This is a genomic window from Streptomyces sp. NPDC091281 (assembly GCF_044757425.1).
In the GTDB taxonomy this organism is placed as follows: Bacteria; Actinomycetota; Actinomycetes; order Streptomycetales; family Streptomycetaceae; genus Streptomyces.
Map to the genome: position 1 here is coordinate 404,128 of NZ_JBIVUY010000003.1, position 24,657 is coordinate 428,784.

General features: G+C 75.1%; 20 protein-coding genes. 6 read left to right on the forward strand and 14 right to left on the reverse strand.

Annotated elements, in window-relative coordinates; all coding sequences use genetic code 11:
* Positions 1-67: 67 nt before the first annotated feature.
* Positions 68-1,780: a fatty acyl-AMP ligase gene (locus ACIQPQ_RS09900; protein WP_401302116.1), complete on the reverse strand. Its 1,713-nt coding sequence runs from the start codon at positions 1,778-1,780 to the stop codon at positions 68-70.
* A gap of 436 nt (positions 1,781-2,216) precedes the next feature.
* Between ACIQPQ_RS09900 and ACIQPQ_RS09905 the strand changes: the two genes are divergently transcribed.
* Together ACIQPQ_RS09905 and ACIQPQ_RS09910 are read left to right on the forward strand one after the other, a co-directional pair.
* Positions 2,217-3,311 (forward strand): chemotaxis protein, encoded by a 1,095-nt coding sequence (locus ACIQPQ_RS09905; RefSeq protein WP_401302119.1) that lies wholly within the window; start codon positions 2,217-2,219, stop codon positions 3,309-3,311.
* A 141-nt stretch (positions 3,312-3,452) separates the two neighbouring features.
* Positions 3,453-4,469: a Gfo/Idh/MocA family protein gene (locus ACIQPQ_RS09910; RefSeq protein ID WP_401302121.1), complete on the forward strand. Its 1,017-nt coding sequence runs from the start codon at positions 3,453-3,455 to the stop codon at positions 4,467-4,469.
* 13 nt (positions 4,470-4,482) lie between these two features.
* Here the strand turns inward: ACIQPQ_RS09910 and ACIQPQ_RS09915 are convergent, their stop codons facing one another.
* Complete coding sequence (locus ACIQPQ_RS09915) at positions 4,483-4,905, reverse strand: SsgA family sporulation/cell division regulator (protein ID WP_401302123.1); 423 nt, start codon at positions 4,903-4,905, stop codon at positions 4,483-4,485.
* A gap of 420 nt (positions 4,906-5,325) precedes the next feature.
* Here ACIQPQ_RS09915 and ACIQPQ_RS09920 point away from each other — a divergent pair, with 420 nt between their 5' ends.
* Entirely contained in the window at positions 5,326-6,729 is a 1,404-nt protein-coding gene (locus ACIQPQ_RS09920; protein WP_401302126.1) for a SpoIIE family protein phosphatase, read from the forward strand.
* 138 nt (positions 6,730-6,867) lie between these two features.
* On the opposite strand, the gene ACIQPQ_RS09925 is transcribed toward ACIQPQ_RS09920, so the two are convergent.
* Positions 6,868-8,376 carry a hypothetical protein gene (locus ACIQPQ_RS09925; RefSeq protein WP_401302129.1) on the reverse strand — a complete coding sequence of 503 codons (1,509 nt, stop codon included), beginning with the start codon at positions 8,374-8,376 and terminating at the stop codon, positions 6,868-6,870.
* A 231-nt stretch (positions 8,377-8,607) separates the two neighbouring features.
* On the opposite strand from ACIQPQ_RS09925, the gene ACIQPQ_RS09930 reads away from it, so the two are divergent.
* Both ACIQPQ_RS09930 and ACIQPQ_RS09935 read left to right on the forward strand, forming a co-directional pair.
* Positions 8,608-9,747, forward strand: a complete 1,140-nt coding sequence (locus ACIQPQ_RS09930) for an aminoglycoside phosphotransferase family protein (RefSeq protein WP_383777562.1) — start codon at positions 8,608-8,610, stop codon at positions 9,745-9,747.
* Positions 9,748-9,950: 203 nt separating this feature from the next.
* On the forward strand, positions 9,951-11,936 hold the full coding sequence (locus tag ACIQPQ_RS09935) for an N-acetylmuramoyl-L-alanine amidase (protein WP_401302132.1): 1,986 nt from the start codon (positions 9,951-9,953) through the stop codon (positions 11,934-11,936).
* Between the two features lie 16 nt (positions 11,937-11,952).
* Here the strand turns inward: ACIQPQ_RS09935 and ACIQPQ_RS09940 are convergent, their stop codons facing one another.
* From ACIQPQ_RS09940 to ACIQPQ_RS09965, 6 genes are all read right to left on the reverse strand, one after another.
* Positions 11,953-12,450: a hypothetical protein gene (locus ACIQPQ_RS09940; RefSeq protein ID WP_401302135.1), complete on the reverse strand. Its 498-nt coding sequence runs from the start codon at positions 12,448-12,450 to the stop codon at positions 11,953-11,955.
* 115 nt (positions 12,451-12,565) lie between these two features.
* Entirely contained in the window at positions 12,566-12,808 is a 243-nt protein-coding gene (locus ACIQPQ_RS09945) for a DUF397 domain-containing protein (RefSeq protein WP_383777557.1), read from the reverse strand.
* An 82-nt stretch (positions 12,809-12,890) separates the two neighbouring features.
* A complete protein-coding gene (locus ACIQPQ_RS09950; protein WP_401302138.1) occupies positions 12,891-14,069 on the reverse strand; it encodes a thiolase domain-containing protein in 1,179 nt (392 codons plus the stop codon).
* The gene (locus tag ACIQPQ_RS09955) at positions 14,066-15,106 is read right to left on the reverse strand and encodes a thiolase domain-containing protein (RefSeq protein ID WP_401302676.1); all 1,041 of its coding nucleotides are present in this window, start codon (positions 15,104-15,106) and stop codon (positions 14,066-14,068) included. Before ACIQPQ_RS09955 ends, ACIQPQ_RS09950 begins: the two co-directional genes overlap by 4 nt.
* A gap of 119 nt (positions 15,107-15,225) precedes the next feature.
* Positions 15,226-16,185 (reverse strand): Zn-ribbon domain-containing OB-fold protein, encoded by a 960-nt coding sequence (locus tag ACIQPQ_RS09960; protein ID WP_401302141.1) that lies wholly within the window; start codon positions 16,183-16,185, stop codon positions 15,226-15,228.
* Positions 16,186-16,361: 176 nt separating this feature from the next.
* Positions 16,362-17,162 (reverse strand): crotonase/enoyl-CoA hydratase family protein, encoded by an 801-nt coding sequence (locus ACIQPQ_RS09965; RefSeq protein WP_401302144.1) that lies wholly within the window; start codon positions 17,160-17,162, stop codon positions 16,362-16,364.
* 186 nt (positions 17,163-17,348) lie between these two features.
* Between ACIQPQ_RS09965 and ACIQPQ_RS09970 the strand changes: the two genes are divergently transcribed.
* Positions 17,349-18,959, forward strand: coding sequence for an acyl-CoA synthetase (locus ACIQPQ_RS09970; RefSeq protein ID WP_401302146.1), 1,611 nt, complete (start codon positions 17,349-17,351; stop codon positions 18,957-18,959).
* 63 nt (positions 18,960-19,022) lie between these two features.
* Here ACIQPQ_RS09970 and ACIQPQ_RS09975 read toward each other — a convergent pair whose 3' ends face one another.
* From ACIQPQ_RS09975 to ACIQPQ_RS09995, 5 genes are all read right to left on the reverse strand, one after another.
* On the reverse strand, positions 19,023-19,913 hold the full coding sequence (locus ACIQPQ_RS09975; protein ID WP_401302149.1) for an alpha/beta fold hydrolase: 891 nt from the start codon (positions 19,911-19,913) through the stop codon (positions 19,023-19,025).
* Between the two features lie 97 nt (positions 19,914-20,010).
* Positions 20,011-21,618, reverse strand: coding sequence for an acyl-CoA synthetase (locus tag ACIQPQ_RS09980; protein WP_401302152.1), 1,608 nt, complete (start codon positions 21,616-21,618; stop codon positions 20,011-20,013).
* Positions 21,615-22,634 (reverse strand): hypothetical protein, encoded by a 1,020-nt coding sequence (locus tag ACIQPQ_RS09985; protein ID WP_401302154.1) that lies wholly within the window; start codon positions 22,632-22,634, stop codon positions 21,615-21,617. Before ACIQPQ_RS09985 ends, ACIQPQ_RS09980 begins: the two co-directional genes overlap by 4 nt.
* 151 nt (positions 22,635-22,785) lie before the next feature.
* On the reverse strand, positions 22,786-23,481 hold the full coding sequence (locus ACIQPQ_RS09990) for a response regulator (RefSeq protein ID WP_401302156.1): 696 nt from the start codon (positions 23,479-23,481) through the stop codon (positions 22,786-22,788).
* Complete coding sequence (locus ACIQPQ_RS09995) at positions 23,478-24,593, reverse strand: sensor histidine kinase (RefSeq protein ID WP_401302159.1); 1,116 nt, start codon at positions 24,591-24,593, stop codon at positions 23,478-23,480. The genes ACIQPQ_RS09990 and ACIQPQ_RS09995 overlap by 4 nt, the downstream gene beginning before the upstream one ends.
* Positions 24,594-24,657: the final 64 nt, after the last annotated feature.

Genomic DNA, 24,657 nt, shown 5'->3' on the forward strand with positions numbered 1-24,657 from the left:
CCGGAGGTGCGGGGCGGTGGCGGGGTGCCGCCGCCGGACCGGTGGGGCGGTCCGGCGGCGGGCGGGGTCATCCGGCGGCGGGGGGGCCGACCACGGAGAGGGTGCCGTCGAGGTGGGCCGCACGGGAGGCGCGGCGCTGGATCTTCCCGCTGGAGGTCTTCGGGATGGTGCCGGGGTGGACGAGGACGACCTCGCGCACGGACAGTCCGTGGGCCTCGCCGAGGGCCGCGCGGACCAGGTCGGTGATCTTGTCGGCCTCACCGGCCGCCTCGGGGGCGACCTCGGCGACGAGGACGACCTGTTCGCCGTCGGTGCCGGCGTCCACGGAGAACGCGGCGGTGCAGCCGGGGCGCAGGGCCGGGTGGGCGAGTTCGGCGGCGAGTTCGACGTCCTGCGGGTAGTGGTTGCGGCCGTCGATGACCATCAGGTCCTTGAGGCGGCCGGTGACGAAGAGTTCGCCGTCGCGCAGGAAGCCGAGGTCGCCGGTGCGCAGGAAGCGGCCCTCGTGGCCGGGGAGGGTGGCGCGGAAGGTCTCGCGGGTGGCGAGGGTGTTGCGCCAGTAGCCCTTGGCGACGCTCGCGCCGCGCACCCAGATCTCGCCGGTCTCCCCCTCGGGCAGTTCCTCCTGCCGTTCGGGGTCGGCGATGACGACGGTGAGGTCCTCGCCGGGGCGTCCGCAGCCGACGGCGGCGGCGTCGGCGTGGGCGCCGGGCTCGGTCTCCAGCAGCACCGGGGGTGCGCCGGGGGTGGCGCCGGTGACCATGAGGGTGGCCTCGGCCAGGCCGTAGCAGGGGTAGAGGGCGCCGCGCCGGAATCCGGCCGGGGCGAAGGTGTCGGCGAAGCGGCGCAGGGTGGCGGCGCGGACCGGTTCGGCGCCGTTGAAGGCGACCTGCCAGGTGCTGAGGTCGAGGCCGTCGAGCAGTTGCGGTCCGGCGTTGCGGAGGGCGAGTTCGTAGGCGAAGTTGGGGCCGCCGCTGGTGTGCGGGCGGTAGTGGGAGACGGCGCGCAGCCAGCGGTCGGGGCGCTGGAGGAAGTGCAGGGGGGAGAAGAGGGTGGCGGTGGCGCCGAGGTAGAGGGTGTTGAGGACGGGGCCGATGAGGCCCATGTCGTGGTAGACGGGCAGCCAGCTGACGAAGAGTTCGCCGTCGTGGGCGGCGATCGCCTCGGGGGTGTGGCCCATGCGGGCGGTGATGACGCGTTCGTTGTCGAGGAGGTTGCCGTGGGTGACGACGACGCCGCGCGGGGCGGAGGTGGAGCCGGAGGTGTACTGGAGGAAGGCGACGGAGTCGGCCGTGAGGTCGGGTTCGCGCCAGGCGGCGGCCGTCTCGTCGAGGATGTCCTCGGTGGCCACGCGGGGGATCGCGTCGAGTTCGGGCAGGTGCTCGGCCATGGCGCCGAGGGCGGCGACGACCTCGCGGCCGCCCAGGATGACCTTGGCGTCGGCGTCGGCGATGAGCCGCTTGGTGCGGGTCAGGGCGCGGTGGTTCTGCGCGCGGCCCTGCGGGGGAACGCCGGGGACGGCGGCGACCCCGGCGGCCAGGCAGCCGAGGTAGGCGCTGATGAACTCCAGGCCGGGCGCGTGGAGCAGCATCGCGCGGGAACCGGCGAGTCCGCGTTCCTGGAGCCAGGCGGCGACGGCACGGGAGCGGGTCGCGAGGCGGGCGTAGGAGATCTCCTGGATCTCTCCGTCCACGTCCCCCGTGGCGAGGTAGCGGTAGGCGGTCCGGTCGGGCTGGTGCGTGGCGTACGTGGTCAGCAGATCGACCAGTGAACGGGCCATGGTGTCGAGTCTCACCTGTCTGAAGGAAGGCGAGGGGAACTGGAGTTCGAGATTCCGGCCGTGCGTGAGCGTCGTCGACGACGGTCACCGCGCCCGGCGGTACCGGTCCGGCTCCGTTGCCGGACCGCTCTTCTCGGTTCGTCCGTGCGAGGACCGGCACGATGCCCCCCGGCCAGGCCCTCTTCCCCCCGTACGATTTGCTACCGACGAGTAACACCCTAGCAAGTCCGCGACACTTGACGTACAAACCTGTGTAAACCCTGCGTATCGAACGCAGTTGGCGGATCGGCACGGACGAGCGGGCCTCTCCGACTGTACCGGGTACGGTCCGCCGCGACAGGGTCCACCGAGCGTGACACAGCTCATTCCCCTGGGTGATTTTTCCTCGTATCACGCATGGAATGCCTTATAGCCGAAACAGCCCTATCGTTCTGCTATGGAGCACGCACTCACCCCCGCGACCCTCGCCGAGCTGCGCCGTCCGCGCCCCTACCCCGCGGTGTCCGTGCTGACGCCGACACACCGGCGGGAACCGGGGAGCGGCCAGGACCGGGTGCGGCTGCGCAACGTCGTGGCGGAGGCCAAGAAGCAGTTGGAGGCCGATCCGTCGGTCACCCGCGAGCGGCGCGCGGACGTCGGGACCCACCTCGACCGGGCGCTCGCCGAGGTGGATCTCGCGCACACCGAGGACGGCCTGGTGATCTTCGCCGCACCGGGCGAGCACCAGGTGTGGTCGCTGGCCCGCCCGGTGCCCGAACGGGTCGTCCTCTCGGACACCTTCCTCACCCGCAACCTGGTGTCGGCGCGGGCGGCGGAGCGCCCGTTCTGGGTGCTGTCGGTCTCGGCCGACCACGTCACGCTGTGGAACGGCGGCGTCGACCGGGTCGCCGAGGAACACCGGCGCGGCTTCCCGATGACCCGCGTCCGCGACAACTTCGACGCGGAGCGCCGGGAGCGGGTCGGGGACGAGCCGAGCACCTTCCGGGACGAGGACGTACGGCACTTCCTGCGCGAGGCCGACACCGCCGCGGGCCGGCTGCTGCGCGAGTCGCCGCGCCCGCTGTACGTCACCGGCGAGCAGGCCGCGCTGTCCCTGCTGGACGAGCTGGGCGGGGTCGCCCGGGGCGCGACGCACCTCGCGCACGGGGGCCTGACGCACGCCTCCCCCGAGGCGGTGTGGGAGGCGCTGGTCCCGGTGCGGGACGCCGAGGCGCGGCGCGGCACGGCCGACGTCGCCCGTGAACTGGACGCGGCCCGCGGGCGGCGGACGTACGCGGCCGGGGTCGACGAGGTGTGGCGCACCGCCCGTGAGGGCCGGGTGCGGATGCTGGCCGTGGAGGAGAACTTCCGGGTGACGGTCCGCGACGACGGCGACCACCTGGTCCCGGCGCTCGGCGCCGATCTGGACTCCCGCGAGGACATCGTGGACGAGATCGTCGAACAGTGCCTGGAGACCGGTGCCGAGGTCCGCTTCGTCCCGGACGGCGCCCTCGGCGACGCCGACGGCATCGCGGGCGTCCTCCGCTACTGACCGGAACCCCAGGCCCGGCCCCAACCCTGACCCCGGTCCCGGCCCCGTCCTGGACACCGGCCCCGCTCCCCCGGCCCCCGGCGGCCCGGACCGCCCGGCGTACGCTACGTCGTGATCGTCGCCGGGAGAGGGAGCGGGCCCGTGGGTGAGCTGCTGGGTGTGGCCGTACTGGGTGCCGGACACATGGGGGCCGACCACATACGGCGCCTGGACCGGGTGGTGGGCGGGGCCAGGGTGGCCGCCGTCGCCGATCCGGACACCGCCCGCGCCGAGGAGGCCGTAGCCGGGATCGCCGGGGTGTCCGTCCACGCGGAGGCCGAGGCCGCCCTGTCGGCCCCGGGGGTGGAGGCCGTCCTGATCGCCTCGCCCGGCCCCGCGCACGAGGAGGCGCTGCTCGCGGCCTTCGCGCGCGGTCTGCCGGTGCTGTGCGAGAAGCCGCTGGTGCCGGACGCGGCGGGCGCGCTGCGGGTGCTGGAGGCGGAGGCCCGGCTCGGCCGGCGCCTGGCCCAGGTCGGGTTCATGCGCCGCTACGACGCCGGGTACCGACGGCTCAAGGAGGTCCTGGACGACGGTCGTCTCGGCCGGCCGCTGATGCTGCACTGCGTGCACCGCAACGTGTCCTCGCCGCCGGACTTCACCAGCGCGATGCTGATCGACAGTTCGGTGTCGCACGAGATCGACGCGGCGCGCTGGCTGCTCGGCCAGGAGCTGACGGCGGTGACGGCGCTGCGGCCCCGCCCGTCGGCGGACGCCCCGGCGGGCCTCCAGGACCCGCAGTTCGTGCTCTTCGAGACCGAGGGCGGCGCCCTGGTCGACGTGGAGGTCTTCGTCAACTGCGGTTTCGGCTACCAGGTGCGCTGCGAGGCGGTGTGCGAGCGCGGCAGCGCCCGTACCGGCGACGACCAGGGGGTGCTCGTCACGACGGCGGGCGGCGCGGGCACCGGGGTGCCGCGGGACTACCTCGTGCGGTTCGCGGACGCCTACGACCACGAGGTCCGGGCGTGGGTCGACGCCACCCGGTGGGGACGGGTGACCGGACCGAGCGTCTGGGACGGCTACGCCGCGTCGGCGGTGGCCGAGGCGGGGGTGCGGGCCCTCGGGGACGGCACGCGCGTCGAGGTCGCCCTCGCGCCGCGTCCCGCCCTGTACGGCGGCTGACCCGGCGGCGCGCTCACACGTTGCCCAGCAGGGCCGTCAGCCCCCGCTCGACGGCCGCGCCGACGTCTTCCTGGCCGGGCGCGACGACGGTGTAGGTGTTCAGCAGGAAACGGCGCAGGACCGCCGTGTCGAACTGGAGCAGGGCCAGCCCGTAGGGCGAGTGGAACTCGACGACCGTACGGGCCCGGCCGCACGGCCAGATGTGCACGTCGCCGCCGCCCGCCGGGCCGCGCATCCCCTCCGCCAGCAGCGTGCGTCCGAACGTCCACGTGACGGGCTCGCCCTGGAGCGCCACCTCGGCCGGGAAGTCCAGGTGGACGGCGAGGGGGTCGGCGGCGGTGTAGCGGAGTGTCGCCGAGACGGGCAGCTCCAGTTCCTCCGCCGTCACGAGACACGCGGAGGCGGGTTGCCGGACGGTGACAGGGGCGTGATCCATGGGCAGTCTCCGCAGCGGTAGAGAGGTCGGGCCGTTTCCGTGTGGTGCATGTAGGACTTCACGAGGGCCGTTCGCATTACGGGAACGACCGAGCCAATTCGTGTGACCTACGTCACGGATACACGGCCGGGGCCCCCGACCGGGGCCACTCTGGGAACGCACGCCCCTCGAACACGCGACTGATCATCGCGATGCACTTTCGGGCATCCGTCAAGTCGCGTACGCCGTCTACGACTTGACCGGGGGATGATGTACTCCGCGGACGGACCCGGAACCATCGGGAAGACGCTGGCATATGCCCGGTGCATCACCGTAACGTGTGTTGCCATATCCCTTACACGCGGTCGCGGGCTGTGCCACAGTCGTAACGGCCCCGCCCGCCAGCCGTGGCCCGTCCCGTCCCCGCATCCGGAGTGCGTCATGCCGCCCCACCTCTCTGCGGACCGCCCCGCCGCCCCGCCGCCCGACGGCGGTCCGGTCGAGGCGCTCATCACGCAGACCCGACGACTCAAGGGCGAGGTCGACGCCGTACGGCGCGACGCGCCCGCGGACCGGACGGACCCCCGCGGACGCTGGCGGCAGGCGCTGTACGACCTGGCGCTGCATCACCTCGACGACCTCGACGCCCACCTGGCCCAACTGCGGGACGGCCCCGCCCCCGCGCCCGGTTCACCGCCCCCGGCCCCGCCGCCGAGCCAGGTCGGCAGCGCCGAGTGGAACCTGCTGACCGACGAGGCCGTCTGGTCGCCCGAACTCCAGCGGATCCTGGGCCGCGACCCGGCCGCCCCCGCGCTCACCCTGGACGAACTGCCCTCCGTCGTCCTGGACGAGGACCGGCCCCGGCTGACCGTCATGGTCACCGACTGCCTCATCGACGCCCGCCCCATCGACGGCGAGTTCCGGATCGTCCGCCCGGACGGCGAGACACGCGTCCTGCACATGATGGGCGAACCGGTGCTCGCCCCCGACGGCAGCACCAGCTCCATGTGGGCCGTGCTGCGGGACGTGAGCGAACTGCGGCGCAGCCAGCGGGCGGTGCGCGAGACCCGCGACTCGCTGTACCTGCGCCGGCCGCCCGCGCCGAGCGTCCGGCCGCCCGCCGGGCCGTCCGCCGACGCCGGGCCGGACCCCGAACCGCCGCCGTGGCACGCCTCCCTGCGTCTCCCCCGCGGCGGCGGGCCCCGCTCGCTGGACCTGGCCGCCCGGCACCTGCCCGGCGCGACCGGGTCCGCGCTCGGCGCCACCTGGTTCGACACCCTCGAACTCAGCGACGGCGAGACCCTGTTGAGCATGGGCGACCTCACGGGACAGGGCCCGTCGGTGCCGTCCTCGCTGGCGATGACGGTCGGCGCCCTGCGCGGCATGGCTCTCGCGGGCACCCGCCCCGGCCAACTGCTGTCCCTGCTCAGCCAGTTGATCGACGCCGACGCCCGGCCCACCCTGGCGGGGGCCCTGTGCTGCCGCTACCGGCCCGCCACCCGCACCCTGATGTGGGCGCGCGCCGGACACCCCGCCCCGCTGCTGTTCCGCGACGGGACGGGGTACCGGCTGGACGCGCCGGACGGCGTCCTCCTCGGCGCCGCCTCGGGCACCGCCTACGGGCAGGCCCAGGAGACCCTGGTGGAGGGCGACCTCCTTCTGCTGCACACCTGCGGACTGGTGCCCGGTGGCGATCCGGCCGCCACGAGCCGCCTCCTCGACCTGGCGCCGCGCTTCGCGGCCGCCCGCGACGCGCGGACGTGCGTCGACACGGTGGTGGAGACGTTCGGCCGGACCGGCCGTGACAGCGATGCGAGTGTGCTGGTGGCGCGCGTCACCGCCTAGACGACCTGGAGGCCGTCACCGGAGACCGTCACGTGAGGCCGTCGGCAGGATCGGCAGGAACCGTCACCAGGACCCGGTCGGCCGCGCCCGGTGAGCACACGTGTCCACGCACGCGTCCACGGCGTCACGGCGAACGGCCTACGCCGACGCCGTGCGCACACCGCCCGCCGCGCCCCCCTTCCGCGGCTTGGGCAGCGCCTGCCGGATCTCGTCGCGCAGAACCCCGATGCCCGGGTGGTCCGCGTACCGCGCGGTCAGCCGGTACATCTCGCGCAACCGGTCCCAGGTGCGGCGGGAGGAGTTCGAGCCCATCGCCCCCAGCGCCGACCGGGCGTACTCGGCGGCCTGTTCGGGATCGTCGGCGATGAAGCAGGCGGACGCCATGGAGAGATGGTCGAAGATCTTCGACCGCTCCCGCCCGTCGACCCGCAGCGCCAGGGCCTTCTGCGCGTAGTGCTGCGCGTGCGCCGCCGCCCCGGGTTCGAACTCGGCCAGGGTGCGGTAGGCCAACGCCTGCATGCCGTACAGGTCCTCGTCCCGGAAGGTCTGCATCCAGACCGGCGGTTCGAGGTCGTTGCGGCCGGAGACGAAAAGGTCCTCGGCCTGTCCGAGCGTGCGGCGCATGGCCTGCCCCTTGCCCATCGCCGCCTGCGCCCAGGCCTCGATGGTGTGGAACATCGCCCGGGTGCGCGGCAGCAGGTCGTCGCCCGACCCGGAGCGGACCAGCTTCATCAGGTCCAGGGCCTCGTCGGGACGGCCGATGTGGACCATCTGCCGGGCCGCGCGGGAAAGCGCCTCCCCCGCCCGCGGCCGGTCGCCGCCCTCCCGCGCGGCGTGCGCGGCGATGACGAAGTACTTCTGCGCCGTGGGCTCCAGACCGATGTCGTGCGACATCCAGCCCGCGAGGACGGCGAGGTTGGCGGCGACGCCCCACAGGCGCCGCTGGAGATGCGGTGGATGGTGGTAGGCGAGCATGCCGCCCACCTCGTTGAGCTGACCCACCACCGCCTTGCGCTGGAGGCCGCCGCCACGGGCGGCGTCCCAGGCCCGGAACACCTCTACCGAGGCTTCCAGTTCGTCGACCTCCTCCGCCCCGACGGGGGCGGCCTCGTACCGGTCGAACCCGGCGGAGTCGGCGTGCAGAAGGGGTTGTCCGGCGACAGGAGCGCCGGCGGAGAGCAGGGGATCGGTGCGCAGCCAGTCCTGCATGGCGCTGCTGAGTGCTGATCCCGCGGCGAGCGCGGCACCCGCGCCCACCAAGCCGCGTCGGTTGAGCATGAGGTCCATTCCCGTGAATTCGGTGAGGACCGCGGCGGTCCGTCCGGGCGCCCACGGCACACCGTCGGGATGCTCAGCACCCCCGGCGGACGGCCGCTTCCCCGCGCGCCCGTGGCGGACCAGACCCAGGTCCTCCATGGTCACGACACGGCCGAGACGCTCGGTGAACAGAGCCGCCAGCACCCGCGGCACCGGATCGCGCGGGATCTCTCCCCTGTCGATCCACCGCCGCACCCGTGAGGTGTCGGTCGACAGCTGCGGGTGGCCCATGGCCGCCGCCTGCCGGTTGACGAGTCTCGCGAGTTCCCCCTTGGACCAGCCGGCCAGGCCGAACAGGTCCGCCAGGCGGGTGTTGGGTTGTCCGCTCACGTAAGCCCCCAGGTTCTCGGCTGAGTTGACAGTAGCCCCGTGCGGGTTGCCGGGCGACTATTCGCCAGGGTTCGCCAGGGTGCGCCAGATGGTGTGCCACGGGACGCCCGGTGTCAGGTAGGAAAGCGCCACCCCGACCCGGTGCCGACGGACATTCCCCAGGGTGTCCCCGGGCGTCCGGGCCGGGCGGCGCCTCGACATCGCAGGCACACGAAGGGATCTGTCTCTCCCATGTACGCAGCATCGTCCTCCGTGTCCGCACCGCCCCGGCCGCTGCACCCCCGTCCGGGAAGCGGCCCCTACCTGGCCCCGGCGCGTCCGGTGCCGCCGCCGCTCGGCGCGGCCCGCGGCGCCCGCCGCCCCCCGGTGCCGGCCGCCCAGCCGCTCAGCGGACGCCTCGACCTCTCGGGCCCGCAGGGCGCCCAGTTGCGCACGGCGATCGCGTCGGTGCACCGCATCTGCCCGGAGTTCGCGCCGGTCCAGGTGCTGCGCCGCAGCTCGCGCTCCGTGCTGCTGGTCGGCACCACCGGACGCAGCACCGCAGTCGCCAAGTGTCTCCTGGACCACTCGCCGGTATGGGCCGAGCAGATCCGGCACGAGATAGCGGCGTACCGCACGTTCGTCCGGCACCGCCCCCCCGTGCGGGCGCCCCGGCTGATCGCGGCGGACCCGGACAACTGCACCCTGGTCGTCGAGCGGATGGCGGGGCGGGCGGCGGCCCTCCAGCGGCATCCCGTGGACACCCCGCCGCGCGCGGACATCAGGGCGGCGCTCGGCGCGATCTGCCGCCTCAACAGCTGGCGGCCCCCGGCGGGCACCTTCGGCGCGCCGCTCGACTACGCGGCCCGCATCTCCCGCTACCACGAGCTGGGACTGCTCACCGACCGCGACCTCGGCGACCTCCAGAAGCTGCTGCACGGCATCGCCGCCTCGGCGGGACGGCACGGCATGGGCCAGTTCTGCCACGGGGACGCGCTGCTGTCCAACCTGCTGCTGTCCCCGGCCGGTCCGGTGCTGGTGGACTGGGAGCACGCCGGGTGGTACCTGCCCGGCTACGACCTGGCGACCCTGTGGTCGGTCCTCGGCGACGCCCCGCTGGCGCGCCGTCAGATCAGCCAGATCGCGCAGTCGGCGGGCCCGGCGTCACGGGACGCGTTCCTGGTGAACCTGATGCTGGTGCTGACCCGCGAGATCCGCACCTACGAGACGGTCGTGCAGCGGTCGATGCACGAGACGGCCCCGGCGGCCCCGGCCGCGGCCCCTCCGGGAGCGGTGCCGTCCGGCGAGGAACAGCGGTTGCTGCTGCGGCGGCTGCACGACGACTGCCAGATGGCCCGGCGGGCCGTCCGGGCGGCGGTCGGCACCCGCTGAAGGGGGCGAAGGCCCGCGGTGCGCCCGAGCGGCGGCGCACCGCGGGCCTTCGTCATGCCCTGGGGTGCGGCCCGCCGGGTGCCCGCGGGTGGCCCTGGACGCGCCACGCGGGGGGCATGATTGACGGTCCGTCGGCAAGCCGGTAGCAGTGGGCCGGTCCGGCCCCGTACTCCCCCCACGCCCGCCCGTCCCAGGAGGCCGCCTTGCGCGAGTCCGCCCCTCCCCCCACCACAGCCCCGTCGGCCCGGCCTAGAACGGCTGTCCGGGTGCGTGGAGCCGCCGGTGCCGTCGCGTCGGCGGCTCTGCTGTTCCCGCTGCTGGGCGCCGCCCCCGCCCCGCCCGCCACGGCGCCCGCCGGGGAGTCGGCGGGCGGCCTCCAGCGGGCGTTCGCCGCCGCGGCGGCCGAGTACGGCGTCCCGCAGAGCGTCCTGCTCGCCGTTTCCTACCTCCAGTCCCGCTGGGACGGGCACGGCGGGGCGCCGAGCGTGACCGGCGGCTACGGCCCGATGCACCTCACCGACGCCGAGGCCGCCCTGGCCACCGCGTCGCACCACGGGTCGGGCACCGAGGACCCGCGCGGCGACGACGCCCGCCCGGCCCTGCGCCCCGCCCCCCTGCCCGCTGAGGCGGAGGTCCCGGAGCGGCTGCGGACGCTGCGGAAGGCCGGGCGGCTGACCGGGCTGGACGCCCAGGTGCTGCGCACCGACCCGGCGGCGAACCTGGCGGGCGGCGCCGCGCTGCTCGCGGACGCGCAGCGCGCGCTGGGCGCGGCGCCGAGCACGGACCCCGCCGACTGGTACGGGGCGGTCGCCCGGTTCTCGGGTGCCGACGACCGCGCGACGGCCGCCGCGTACGCGGACGACGTGTACGCCGTGCTGCGCTCCGGCGAGGAGCGGATCACGGACGCCGGGCAGCGGGTCGTGCTGGCGGCGCGGCCGGGGGTGGCGCCGGACCGGTCGGCGACGGCACGGGCGGGGCTGCGGACGGCGTCCCGGACGGAGACGGAGTGCCCGGCGAGCGTCCCCTGCGAGTGGGTCCCGGCGCCGTACGAGGAGTTCGACGGCGACGACTACGGCAACCACGACCTCGCCGCCCGGCCCGCGAGCCAGTCGATCGACTACATCGTCGTCCACGACACCGAGGGCCGCTGGGAGGGCGTCCTCGACTCGGTGCGCGACCCGCGGTACGTGTCGTGGCAGTACACGCTGCGCTCCACCGACGGGCACGTCGCGCAGCACGTGAAGGCGAAGGACGTGGCCTGGCACGCGGGGAACTGGTACGTCAACGCGAAGTCGGTCGGGCTGGAGCACGAGGGCTTCCTCGCCGACCCGGACGCCTGGTACACGGAGGCGATGTACCGCTCGTCGGCGCGGCTGGTGAGGTACCTGGCCGCGAAGTACGGCATCCCGCTGGACCGGCAGCACATCCTCGGGCACGACACCGTGCCCGGCCCGACGGCCTCGACGGTCTCCGGGATGCACACGGACCCGGGCCCGTACTGGGACTGGGCGCACTACTTCGAACTGCTCGGCCGTCCCTTCCGGGCGACGGCCCGCGCGGGCGCCTCGGTGGTGACGATCCGGCCGGACTACGCGGCCAACCGTCCCGTGTACACGGGGTGCGCGGGCGCGGGCTCGCCGTGCGCGGCGCACGGGTCGAGCGCGGTGCGGCTGTACACCGACCACGACGAGGAGGCGCCGCTGGTCACGGACATCGGTCAGGGCTCCGCGCCGACGACCGACGTGAACGACCACTCCTCGCGGGTGTCCACGGGCCAGCAGTACGCGGTCGCGGACCGGTGGGGCGACTGGACGGCGATCTGGTACCTGGGCCAGAAGGCCTGGTTCCGCAACCCGGCGGCCGAGCCCACCGCGCTTCCGGCGCGGGGCCGGGTGGTGACGCCGAAGGAGGGCGCGGCGGACGTGCCGGTGTACGGGAGGGCGTACCCGGAGGCGGCGGCCTACCCGGCGGGCGTGCCCGTGCAGGAGGTGACCCCGCTGCCGTACCGGCTGCCCGCGGGCCAGGAGTACGTGGTCGGCGACGAGGTGCCCGGCGAGTACTACTACGCGGTCGACTTCGCGACCGACGGCCACCGGGTGGTCCGGGGCCGGGACCGCTACTACGAGATCCAGTACGGGCACCGGGTGGCGTACGTCCGCGCCGCCGACGTACGCCTCCTGAACCGCTAGCCGGGGCCGGGGCCGGTCAGCCCTGCTGGAACAGTTCCGCCGGGAGCGGCTTCAGCAGGGCGTACAGGTCGTCGGTGATGGGGCGGTCCCAGGCGGCGATGGTGACCAGGACGCGGTCGCTGCGGTCGAACTGCACGCAGGAGATGCGGGACTCGGAGAGCTTGAGGCGGCGCACGATGAGGAGGTTGTCGCCCTGCATCACCGGCATGTCCTCGGCGCCGACGACGGTGACCTCCTCGTCGTTCTCCAGGGCGAGCAGCAGCTGGGCGACCTCGAAGGGGATCTCGTCCTCGGCGGTCTCGCGGGCCGGGGAGCCCTCGGGGAGGTTGCCGATGATCATCGCGGGGCCGCGGCCGCCGAACAGGTCGTAGCGCAGGAAGACGCCCTGGCAGGTGCCGTCGGGGGCGGGCAGCAGCCCGGCGCCGAGGTTGCCGGGCCAGTCGCCCGGGTCCATGGCCAGGACGTCGAAGTCGGGCCCGGCGGGGGTGGCGCTGCGGCGGCGGAGGAACGACATGCGGCCATGGTACGTGCTGGCGTTGGGCGGCGGGCGGGTGGTCACGGCCTTGCGGGGCCGTCGTCCGGCCGCCCGTCCCGGCGGCCCGGGACGGGCGGCGGAGCGGGGCACGGCGTCAGGTCAGATCGAACTCCCCCTCCCGGGCCCCCGACACGAACGCGCCCCACTCGGCGGGCGTGAAGATCAGGGAAGGGCTCTGGGGGCGGCCGCTGTTGCGCATCGCGACGAATCCCTCGACGAAGGCGATCTGGACATCCCCCCGTCCCTGGCTGCTCGACTGCCACTCGGCGTTGCTGAGGTCCAGCTCCGGCTTGTCCCAGCCCGTGGGCGGCTGCTGCTGGATGGTGCTCTCGGCCACGTCCGTGCTCCTCCCGGTTACGTCGTCCGCGGTCAGCCTAGCGAGCGGTCCGGAGTGCCGACAGAGCACGTGAGGGGGACTTTCAGGACTCCGGCGGGCGCGCTCCCACGAGCCACATGGCGAAGAACTGGGAGCCGCCGCCGTAGGCGTGCCCGAGGACCCGGCGGGCCCCGTCGACCTGGTGCTCCCCGGCGAGGCCGCGGACCTGGAGGGCGGCCTCCGCGAAGCGGATCATGCCGGAGGCGCCGATCGGGTTGGTGGACAGCACCCCGCCCGACATGTTGACGGGGAGGTCGCCGTCCAGTTCGGTGACGCCCGCCTCGGTGAGCTTCCAGCCCTCCCCTTCGGCGGCGAAGCCCAGGTTCTCCAGCCACATCGGCTCGTACCAGGAGAACGGTACGTAGATCTCGGCGGCGTCGATGTCGCGGCGCGGGTCGGTGATCCCGGCCTGCCGGTAGACGTCGGCCGCGCAGTCCCGTCCGGCCCGCGGGGAGACGGCGTCCTTGCCCGCGAACAGGGTGGGTTCGCTGCGCATGGCACCGCCGTGCATCCAGGCGGGCGGCCGGGGCGAACGGGCCGCGCCCGCCCGGTCGGTGAGGACCATGGCGCAGGCGCCGTCGGAGGAGGGGCAGGTCTCGGAGTAGCGGATCGGGTCCCACAGCATGGGCGAGGCCTGGACCTTCTCCAGGGTGACGTCGTGCTCGTGGAGGTGGGCGAAGGGGTTGAGCAGGGCGTTGCGGCGGTCCTTGTAGGCGACGAGGGAGCCGACGGTGTCGGGGGCGCCGCTGCGCCGTATGTAGGCGCGCACGTGCGGGGCGAAGAAGCCGCCCGCCCCGGCGAGGAGGGGCTGCTGGAAGGGGACGGGCAGGGAGAGGCCCCACATGGCGTTCGACTCGGACTGCTTCTCGAAGGCGACGGTGAGGACGGTGCCGTGGACGCGGGCGGCGACCAGGCCCGCGGCGACCAGCGCGGTGGAGCCGCCGACCGATCCGGCGGTGTGGACGCGCAGCAGGGGTCTGCCGACCGCGCCGAGGGCGTCGGCGAGGTACAGCTCGGGCATCATGACGCCCTCGAAGAAGTCGGGTGCCTTGCCGATCACGACGGCGTCGACGTCGGCCCAGGTCAGCTCGGCGTCGTCGAGGGCGCGCCGGGCGGCCTCGCGGACGAGTCCGGCGAGGGACACGTCCCGGCGGGCGGCGACGTGCCGGGTCTGGCCGACGCCGACGACGGCGACGGGCTCCTTGTGCGTCGCGGGGCTCATCGCGGGTCGTCCCCTTCGAGTACGGCGACCAGGTTCTGCTGGAGGCAGGGGCCGGAGGTGGCGTGGGCGAGGGCGCGGTCGGAGGCGCCCCGGTGGATACGGGCGGCGGCCTCGCCGACGCGGATCAGCCCGGCGGCCATCACGGGGTGGGCCGCGAGGGGGCCGCCGGAGGGGTTGACGAGGACGTCGTCGCCAAGCTTGAGCGCCTTGCGCAGGACGACCTCCTGGGAGGTGAACGGGGCGTGCAGCTCGGCGGTGTCGACGGGGCGGTCGAAGGCTCCGGCGCGTTCGGCGGCCAGGCGGGTGGAGGGCGAGTCGGTGAGGTCGCGGACGCCGAGGGAGTGCGCCTCGATCCGGTGGTCGATCCCCCGTATCCAGGCGGGCCGCTCGCACAGCTCGCGGGCCCGGTCCCCGGCGGCGAGGACGACGGCGGCGGCGCCGTCGCCGACGGGCGGGCAGTCCCCGGTGCGCAGCGGGGCGACGACGTACGCGCCGTGCGGGCGGGGGCCACGGAGCTGGGCGTGCGGGTTGGCGGCGGCGTCGCGGCGGCTGCGGGCGGCGATCGCCGCGAGGGCCGCCTCGTCGGTGTCGCCCGCGTCGATGAGGGCCCGCGCCTGGAGCGCGGCGAGGGCGATCGCGTCGGGCCACAGGGGTGCGGTGTAGTACGGGTCGAGCTGGCGGGTGAGGACGTCACGGAGGGAGCCCGGCGAGGACTTGCCCCACGCGTAGACGAGGGCGGTGTCGGCCTCGCCGGTGAGGAGCTTGGTCCAGGCCTCGTACAGGGCCCAGGCGCCGTCCATCTCGACGTGCGACTCGGGGATCGGGGGCCAGGCGCCGACGCCGTCGAGGGCGTGGGTGAAGGAGAAGGCGCGTCCGGCGAGGTAGTCGCTGGAGCCGGAGCAGGTGAAGCCGATGCCGGAGGTGCGCAGGCCGGTGCGGTCGAGGACCTCGTGCAGGACCGGCATGAGGAGTTCGACCTCGGAGACGTCGTCGGTGGAGCGGCGGTGGTCGCTCTGCGCGAAGGCGACGACGGCCACGTCCCGGCGCGCCGGGGAAGGCCGGTGGGCCTGCGTGGGCCGGTGGGCCGGGGAAGGCCGGTGGACCTGCGAGGGCCGGTGGGCCGGGGAGGGCTCGGGGGCCGGGGAGGGCCGGCGCGTCACAGCAGCTCCTTGTAGGTGTCGTAGGGCGCGTCGGGCTCGCCGGTCGGCCGGTAGTGGTCGGGGTGGAGGGAGCCCTCCACCCACACGGGTTCGACGCGCAGGCCCATCCGGACCTGGTCGTAGGGGATGCCCGCGATCCGGCCGTGCAGGGCGAGGTCGGCGCCGTCGAGGGCGATGTGCGCGTAGACGTAGGGGACCTCGATGTCGAGGTTCTTCGCCTTGATGTTGACGACGCAGAACGTGGTGACGGTGCCGTTCGGTCCGACGTCGACCTGTTCGGCGGTGGGGACGCCGCAGGTGGGGCAGGCGCCGCGGGGCGGGATGTAGACCTTGCGGCAGGAGGGGCAGCGCTCGCCGACGGTGCGGCGCTCGGCGAGGGCGGCGAGGTGGGCGGACTGGGCGCGGCCCGGGGAGTGGGTGTAGTCGAGCCGGGCGTGCGCGACGATGCCGGTGACGGGGTCGGCGAAGGTGCCGGTGCGGGCGCGGGGCCAGGGGGACGCCGCGGGGTGCGGCGGTTCGGCGGGGAGCGGTTCGAAGCAGGCGATGTCGGTGACGGCGCCGGTCCGTGCGGCGGCCCAGCGGACCCGGACGCGCAGGCCGGTGCGGACGGCGTCGGGGCCGGGGGCGTCCAGGGCGTGCAGGAGGGCGGTGTCGGCGCCGTCGAGGCGGACCAGGACCCAGGCGAAGGGGGTGGTCAGGGGCTGGCCGCGCCGGGGGGCGGGGTTCCAGGCCCAGGTGGTGACGGTGCCGGTGGGGGCCACCTCGACGAGGTCGTCGAGTTCCTCGGCGGTGACGGGGTCGTACTCGACGGGCGGGACGAGGACCCGCCGGTCGGCGGTGCGGACCCCGAGGACGACGCGCTCGCGCAGACCGGTCAGGAAGGCGCTCTGCACCGGTCCGAGGGAGCGGGTGAAGGGGAACTCGACGACGACGGGGGCCTTGAGGACGGGGGGCATCGCGGCTGTGCCTCCTTCGGGTCCGGCACGCGCACGGGCCGGGCGGGGCGGGCTCGCGGGCCGGGGGCACGCGGGGCAGGGCGGTCGGGCCGGCAGGGCGGTCGGGCCGGCAGGGCGGTCGGGCCGGGGCGGGCGGTCAGGTCAGGGCGGGTGGTCGGGCCGGGGCGGCGCGGGGTTCAGGCGCGCCGGTACTCGGGGGGCCGTCTCTCCACGAAGGCGCGGGCGCCCTCCTTGGCGTCGGCGGTGTCGAACACGGGCCGGCCGCGGACGAGTTCGGCGGCCAGGCCGTCCGGTTCGGGCAGGTCGGCGCTCTCGTACACGGACGCCTTCACGGCCTCGACGGCCAACGGACCGCAGGCGTTGACCTGTTCGGCGATCTCCAGCGCCTTCTCCAGCGCCCCGCCCGCGGGCACGACGTGGCCGACGAGGCCCACTGCGGCGGCCTCGCGGGCGCTGTAGGGGCGGCCGGTGAGCAGCATCTCCAGGGCGTGGGTGCGCGGGATCTGCCGGGGCAGGCGGACGGTGGAGCCGCCGATCGGGAAGAGCCCGCGCCGCACCTCGAACAGGCCGAAGACGGCCGTCTCGCCCGCGACCCGGATGTCGGTGCCCTGAAGGATCTCGGTGCCCCCGGCGACGCAGTACCCCTCGACGGCGGCGATCACCGGCTTGCGGGGCCGGTGGTGGCGCAGCATCGCCTTCCAGTGCAGGTCGGGGTCGGCGCGCAGCCGGGCGCGGTGGCCGTCGTCCGCCATGCCGTCCCCGGCCAGCGCCTTGAGGTCCATGCCCGAGCAGAACGAGCCGCCCGCGCCGGTGAGGACGACCGAGCGCACGGAGTCGTCCTCGTCGGCCTGGCGCCAGCCGTCGTGGAGGCCGACGAGCATCGCCGGGGAGAGCGCGTTCCTCGCCTCCGGCCGGTCGAGCGTGAGCACAAGTGTGGCTCCCGCGCGCTCCACGGTGAGGTGTTCGGTCCCGGCCATGGCCCTGCTCCCCTCGGACTCCCGCCGACAGAACGAGAACAGGTTGCAGGAGCCGGGGAGGCATCACAAGAGGTTTCTGACAGGTAGTCAGATTTCTTGGCCGCGGCCCTTCCGCCTTGCGGCGCCCTTTGCTCTGATGACCGGCGGACCGTCAGCGCACCGGACCGTGCGGGGTCAGGAGGAACGGTGGAGTACAACCTTGCCGACCTGTTCGAGTCGGTCGTGGACGTGGTGCCGGACCGGGAGGCCCTGGCCTACGTCGACCACCCCGGCAGCGGCGCGGAACGCCGTCTGACGTACGCGGAGCTGGACGCCGCCGCCAACCGGATCGCCCATCACCTGCTCGACGCCGGTGTCCGCCCCGGCGAGCACCTCGGGCTGCACCTGTACAACGGGGTCGAGTACCTGCAGACGGTGCTGGGCTGCCTGAAGGCGCGGATCGTGCCGGTGAACGTCAACTACCGCTACGTCGAAGACGAGTTGGTCTATCTGTACCGGGACGCGGATCTCGCCGCCCTGGTGTTCGACGCGGAGTTCGCCGGGCGGGTGGCGGGGGCGCTGCCCCGCGCGCCGGGGCTGCGGCACCTGATCGCGGTGGGCGGTCCGGCGCCGGGGGTCCCGGCCGTGGCGTTCCCGGACGCCGAGGCGGGCGGCTCCCCCGGCCGGGGCTTCGCCGCCCGGTCCGGCGCCGACCTGTTCGTCATCTACACCGGCGGCACGACCGGGCTGCCCAAGGGCGTGCTGTGGCGGCAGGAGGACCTGTTCTTCGCGGGCCTGGGCGGCGGCGCGCCGACCGGGGAACCGGTGAAGCGGCCCGAGGAACTGGCGGAGCGGGTGGCGGCGGGCGGGTCGGGGATCACGTTCTTCCCCACGCCCCCGCTGATGCACGGCACGTCCACGCTCACCGCGTTCATCGCCTTCCACTTCGGCCAACGCGTCGTTTTGCACCGCAAGTTCGTGCCGGAGGAGGTGCTGCGGACCATCGAGCGGGAGCGGGTCACCAGCGTCTCCCTGGTGGGGGACGCGATGCTCCGTCCACTGATCGACGCCCTGGCGGGGCCGCTCGCGGGCACCGACTGCTCGTCCCTGTTCAGCGTGTCCTCGTCCGGGGCGATCATGTCGGACACGGTCCGCGCCCAGTTCCGGGCGCTCGTGCCGGGCGCGCTGCTGCTCAACAACTTCGGCTCCTCGGAGTCCGGGTTCAACGGCACCGCGACCGAGGACGCCGGAGCGGGGCGCGGCTTCCGCATCCGGGTCAACTCCCGCACCCTGGTGGTCGATCCGGCGACGCGTACGCCGGTCGCGCCGGGCAAGGTGGGCCGGGTCGCGCAGCGCGGCCATGTCCCGCTCGGCTACCACAACGACCCGGTGAAGACGGCCGAGACGTTCTTCGTGCGGGACGGCGAGCGCTGGGTGCTGCTCGGCGACATGGCGACGGTCGACGCGGACGGGGTGGTGACCGTCCTCGGCCGGGGCTCGCAGTGCATCAACACCGGCGGCGAGAAGGTGTATCCGGAGGAGGTCGAGCAGGCGCTCAAGGCCCATCCGGACGTGTACGACGTGCTGGTGGCCGGGGTGCCGGACCCGACCTGGGGCAACCGGGTGGCGGCCGTGGTCCAGGTCCGCGCGGGCGCGCCCCGGCCGTCCCTGGCCGACCTCCAGACCCACTGCCGTACCCGGCTCGCGGGCTACAAGATCCCGCGCCAGCTCGTGGTCACGCAGACCGTCCGCCGCTCCCCCAGCGGCAAGGCGGACTACCGGTGGGCGCGGGAGGTGGCGGTGGCGGCGGACGGATAGGACGCCACCCGCCACCCGCCGTACGCCGCCCGGCCGTCAGGCCCGCCGCCCGCCGCCCGGCTGTCAGCTACCCGGCGGGTGCGGCGCGGGCCCGGCGCCGGGGGTCCGCTCACCGGCGTCGAGGAACGCGGCCGTGCGGGCGGCGAACCAGGGGCCGTCGTCGACCCACGGGTAGTGTCCGGCGCCCGGCTGGACGGTGAACTCGGCGTCGGGGAAGGCGTCGGCGACGGTCCGGGCGGGCGCCGGGGTGGGCCCGCCGTCGTGTTCCCCGGCGAGCACCAGGACGCGGCCGGTGAACCGGGCGAGGGCGGCGCGCAGGGCCGGCGGATCGTAGGCGGCGGGGTCGTGGAAGCGGTCCGCCGCCGCCTCGTCGGTCTGCGTCTCCGCCGCGGCGGCGTGGGCGCGGGCGGTGTCGTCCCAGCGGCCGTAGAAGAAGGGGTCGAGGGCGTCCCAGTCGACGTCGGCGCCGTCCCCCGTCAGCCAGGCCTCCAGGTGGGGGTGGGCCGCGGCGAACCACGGCTCGTGCTCCCGTGCGCGGGCCGCGGCGAGCCGCTCCTCGGCGGTGGCCGGGCGGCCGAGCGCCCAGGGGACGACGGTGACGAGCACCAGCCGGGCGACCCGCTCGGGGTACCGGGCGGCGTAGAGGAGGGCGAGGCTGCCGCCCGCCGAGTGCCCGAGCAGGTCGAGGCGTTCCAGGCCGAGGTGGACGCGCAGGGCCTCGACGTCGGCGACCTGGCGGTCGCAGCGGTACGTGTCCGGGTCGGCCGGGGTCGCGGAGTCGCCGGTGCCGCGCGCGTCGAGCAGGATCAGGCGGCGGTGCGCGGCGAGGCCGCCCAGGTCCCCCAGGTAGGCGGAGGCGCGGCCGGGTCCGCCGGGCAGGACGACGAGGGGCTCGCCCTCGCCCCGGACGTGGTGGGCGAGGCGGGTTCCGTCGGGGGCGTCGAAGTACGGCATGGGGTGATCCTCACCCGGAACGGGCCCGCCGCTCAAAGGGGTTCACGCGCCGTCCCGACGTGCGCGGGCGTCGTGTCCCCCGAGGGCGGCGCCGTTCTCAGGCGGGCGCGGGTCCGTCCGGTGCGGCCGAGAAGCGCTCCCGCAGCTCGCGCTTGAGGATCTTCCCGCTGGCGTTGCGCGGCAGGTCGGCCACGAACACGATCCGCTTCGGCACCTTGAACGCGGGCAGTTCCTGCCGCGCGTGGGCGAGGAGGTGTTCCTCGGTGACCCCGGCGGCCCCGTCGCGCGGCACGACGACCGCGGTGACGGCCTCGATCCACTTCGGGTCGGGCAGTCCGATCACGGCGGCCTCCGCGACCGCCTCGTGGCGGTACAGGACGTCCTCGACCTGGCGGGAAGCCACCAGCACGCCACCGGAGTTGATGACGTCCTTCACGCGGTCGACGATCGTGAAGAAGCCCTGCGCGTCGCGCACCGCGAGGTCGCCGGAGCGGAACCAGCCGTCGCGGAAGGCCTCGGCGGTCTCCTCGGGCTTGTCCCAGTAGCCCTCGCACAGCTGCGGGGACCGGTAGACGATCTCGCCGGGGGTGCCGTCGGGCACGTCCGCGCCGTCCTCGTCGACGACGCGCGCGTCGACGAACAGCACGGGCCTGCCGCAGGAGTCGAGCCGCCGCTTGTGGTCCTCCGGCGCGAGGACGGTGGCGAGGGGGCCGATCTCGCTCTGCCCGAAGCAGTTGTAGAAGGCGAGTTTCGGCAGCCGTGCGCGCAGCCGTTCCAGGACGGGCACCGGCATGACCGAGGCGCCGTAGTAGGCCTTGCGCAGCCCGCTGAGGTCGCGGTCGTCGAAGTCGGGGCGGCCCGCGAGGCCGATCCACACGGTGGGCGGCGCGAAGAGGCTGTCGACGCGGCCCGCCTCGATCAGGTCGAGCAGGAGGGTGCCGTCGGGCGCGTCGAGGACGAGGTTGGTGGCGCCGACGGCGAGGTAGGGCAGCAGGAAGACGTGCATCTGCGCCGAGTGGTAGAGCGGCAGGGAGTGCGCGGGGCGGTCCCCGGCACTCAGGTCGAGGGCGGCGATCGCGCTGAGGTACTCGTGGACGAGGGCCCGGTGGGTCATCATCGCGCCCTTGGGCAGGGCCGTCGTACCGGAGGTGTAGAGCAGCTGGACCAGGTCCTCGGCGGCCGGTTCGGGGCCGTCGTAGGGCGGGGCGGCGGCCTGGCGGGCGAGGAGGGAGTCCTCGGCGTCGCGCAGCGGCAGCGTCCGCGTCCCGCCGGGGAGCCGGTCCGCGAGGTCGGGGTCGGTGAGGACGAGGGTGCTGCCGGACTGGCCGACGAGGTAGGCGAGGTCGTCGCCGGTGAGGTTCTGGTTGACGGGGACGTGGACCAGTCCGGCGCGGGCGCAGGCGAGGAACGCCAGGAGGTAGGCGTCGGAGTTGTGGCCGTAGGCGGCGACCCGGTCCCCGGCCGTGAGGCCCTCGCCGAGCAGGACGCCCGCCGCGCGGGAGACGGCCGCGTCGAGTTCCGCGTACGTCCAGGTCCGGTCGCGGTACTCCACGGCCACCCGCGCGGGCGTCCGCCCCGCACTGCGCCGCAGGACACCGTGCACGGTGCTCCCCGGGGCTCCGGCGGCGCTCGCGCCGGGCCCGGTCCCGGCGTCCTGGCCGCCGCTCGCGCCGCTGTCTCCGGTGCTGCCCTGTCCGGTCGTCATGCCTCATGATCCTCGGCGGGTGCCGGGGGCGGGTCAAGTCGTCGGCCGGGAAGGCCGCCTGTACGGGACGCAAGGGGACGTCCCGCGGGGCCGTAGGACGCCACCTGACGCGGCGCGCGGATCGACCCCGTCCCCCGCCCCGGCCACCACCGGCTCACCGCGACCCATCCCGCCCCCGCCAGCAGCAGCACCCCGGCGACCAGCAGGGCGGCCATCGCCGCCGTGGGCCGGTGGGGGGCGCGGCCCGTCCAGGCCGTGACGGTGATGGCGGTGTAGACGGCCGTATAGCCGACGGCGGCGGTCGCCGTGACCGTCGCCGCGGCGCGGGCGCCGAGGCGGCCCGCCTCGGCCAGGACCGCCAGCAGGAGCAGGAGCTGGAGTCCGTGCAGCCCGACGGCGTGGGCGAGCTTGGCGCTGCCCGCGGGGCCGAACACGACCTCGTACGGCACGTGCCCGGTCTCCTCGAATACGCGTTCGCCGACGGCCGCCATCCGCTGACCGACGGCGCCTGCCACGAGCACCCCGGCGAGCCCGGTCAGGGCGGCGATCCGGGAGGGGGCGGGGCCGTCGAAGCGGACGGCGACGGCGATCAGCAGCAGGACGAGGCCGAGGACGAGCGGGAGGATGAGGGTGCCGATCACCGACCAGACCGCCGAGTCCGCCGGGGTGACCTGGTTGAAGTGGGAGGCGGTGCCGCGCCACCGCTGGGCGGTGATGAGGGCCACCTCCGCGACGGAGCTGAACACGACCAGCCCGGCCGGGACCCGCGTCCACCAGCGGGCGGGCAGCCGGCGCAGGAGCCACACCACGCTCCACACCAGCAGCCCGAACGAGATCCCGAACAGCACCGGTTTGCGCCAGGACACCGGCCCCCACCACGGCGCGAAGTCGATCACCGCGACGACGCCGTGCGCGGCGCCGGACGCCAGGAGGGCCGTCCCGCACCACCACAGCAGCCGCTGGTAGCGGCCGTCGGGCCGCACCGCCCGCCAGACCTCGGCCACACCCGCACCCACCACATGCATCGTCGTTCCCCGTGTTCCCGGCGTTCCCGCCGTCGCGTCCGTCCGGGCCCGCGGCCCGGCACGCCGACGGTAGGGCGGGGGCGGGGGCGGGGCGTCCCCCCGGCGGGGTGGGGGGACGTACCCCAGCGGGGGTACGGCCCGGTCAGGCCGGGGGCGGGCCGGTGCGGGGGCCGCCGGGGGCGACGAGGCCGGAGCGGTAGGCGAGGACGACGGCGCCCGCCCGGTCATGCGCGCCGATCTTGTGGAGGATGCGCTTCACGTGGGTCTTGACGGTCGACTCGGCGATGCCCAGCAGCTCGGCGAGACCGGCGTTGGACAGGCCCTCGGCGACGAGCCGCAGGATCTGGATCTCGCGGGCCGTCAGACGGCGCAGCGCGGCCCGCTCGGGGGTGTCCGCCAGGTCGTGCGGGGCGGGGGCGCCGACGACGAAGCGGTCCACGAGGGCGCCGGTGACGGCGGGGTCGAGCAGGGTGTCGCCCGCGGCGACCGTGCGGACGGCGTCGACGAGGCGTTCGGGCGCGGCCCGTTTGAGGAGGAACCCGGCGGCGCCCGCGCGCAGGGCCCGCCAGACGTAGGCGTCGTCGGGGAACGTCGTGAGGACCAGGACGCGGGTGCGCAGGCCCGCCGCCGCGATGCGGGCGGTGGCCTCGATGCCGTCCCAGCCGGGCATGCGGACGTCCATGAGGACGACGTCGGGTGCGTGCGCCCGGCAGAGTTCCACGGCGCGCACCCCGTCGGCGGCCTCGCCGACGACGTCCATCCCGGCGGCGCCCAGGACGACGGAGACGCCCACCCGCAGCAGGGGGTCGTCGTCGGCGAGCACCACGCGCACGGTCACGGCAGCGGGACCCCCACCGTGAGCGCGAACCCGCCGCCGTCGGACGGCCCGTGCTCGACGTGGCCGCCGAGCGCGGCGGCCCGCTCACCGATGCCGCGCAGGCCCCGGCCGGGCCGGTAGTGCGGGGCGGGGCCGCGGCCCTCGTCGACCACCCGCACCAGCAGGGTCCGGCCGTCCCGCGCACGGCCCACGGTGACCTCGGCGGCGCGGGCGCGGCCGTGCCGCAGGGCGTTCGTGAGGGCCTCCTGCACGATCCGGTGCACGGAGGCGCGCAGGTCCGTGGGGAGCGCGCCGACCTCGGGCGCGACGCGCAGCCGGACCGCGAGACCGGCGTCGGCCAGGGTGTGCGCGAGACGGGCGAGTCCGGCCGGGTCGTCGTCGGCGTCGTCGTGGAGGACGTCGTCGGCGCGCAACACGCCGAGCAGCCGGTCGAGTTCGGCGAGGGCGTCCCGGCCGGTCCGCTCGACGCTCAGCAGCAGCTCGCGGGTGCGGTCGGGGTCGGTGGCGAGGACGAACCGCCCGGCACCGGCCTGGACGAGCATCGCGTTCACGGAGTGCCCGACGAGGTCGTGCACCTCCCGCGCGATACGGACCCGTTCGCCGAGGACGGCGTCCCGGCGGGCGCGCTCCCGCAGCTCCCGCGCCTCCCGGCGGCGGCGCGCGGTGCCGTGCCCGGCCGCCCACACCAGCAGCCAGATCAGGACGACGGCGACGGGCAGGGCGGCGGGCGGGTCCTCGGGAGCGAAGTGGGCGAGGACGGCGGGCGGGACGAGCAGCGCCCCGAGTTCGGCGCGGCGGGGCGCCGCGTAGAGGCCGAGGCAGTACACGCCGATCAGGTTCACCACGGGGGTGAGCGGGCCGGGTCGGAGCCAGAGGGCCTCGGTGACGAGGGCGGCCGTACCGGTGGCGTACGCGGCGAGGGGGGCCCGGCGTCGTGCCGCCAGGCTCGCGGCCAGCACCGCGGCGAGGACGACGGCGGCCCACCACGGGCCGTCGGGCCGCTCCCGCGCGCCGAACCGGACGACGACCATGGCCGGGAACAGCACGAGGGCGGGCAGCAGGTCGACAGCGGCCCGCGGCAGGCGGGACGTCCACTCCCCCGGCACGGTCACCGCCCCTCCCCCTTCGCGCCGCCGACCCCGGTCTCCCGGACGGCCCGGCGAGGCGGTGCGGGAC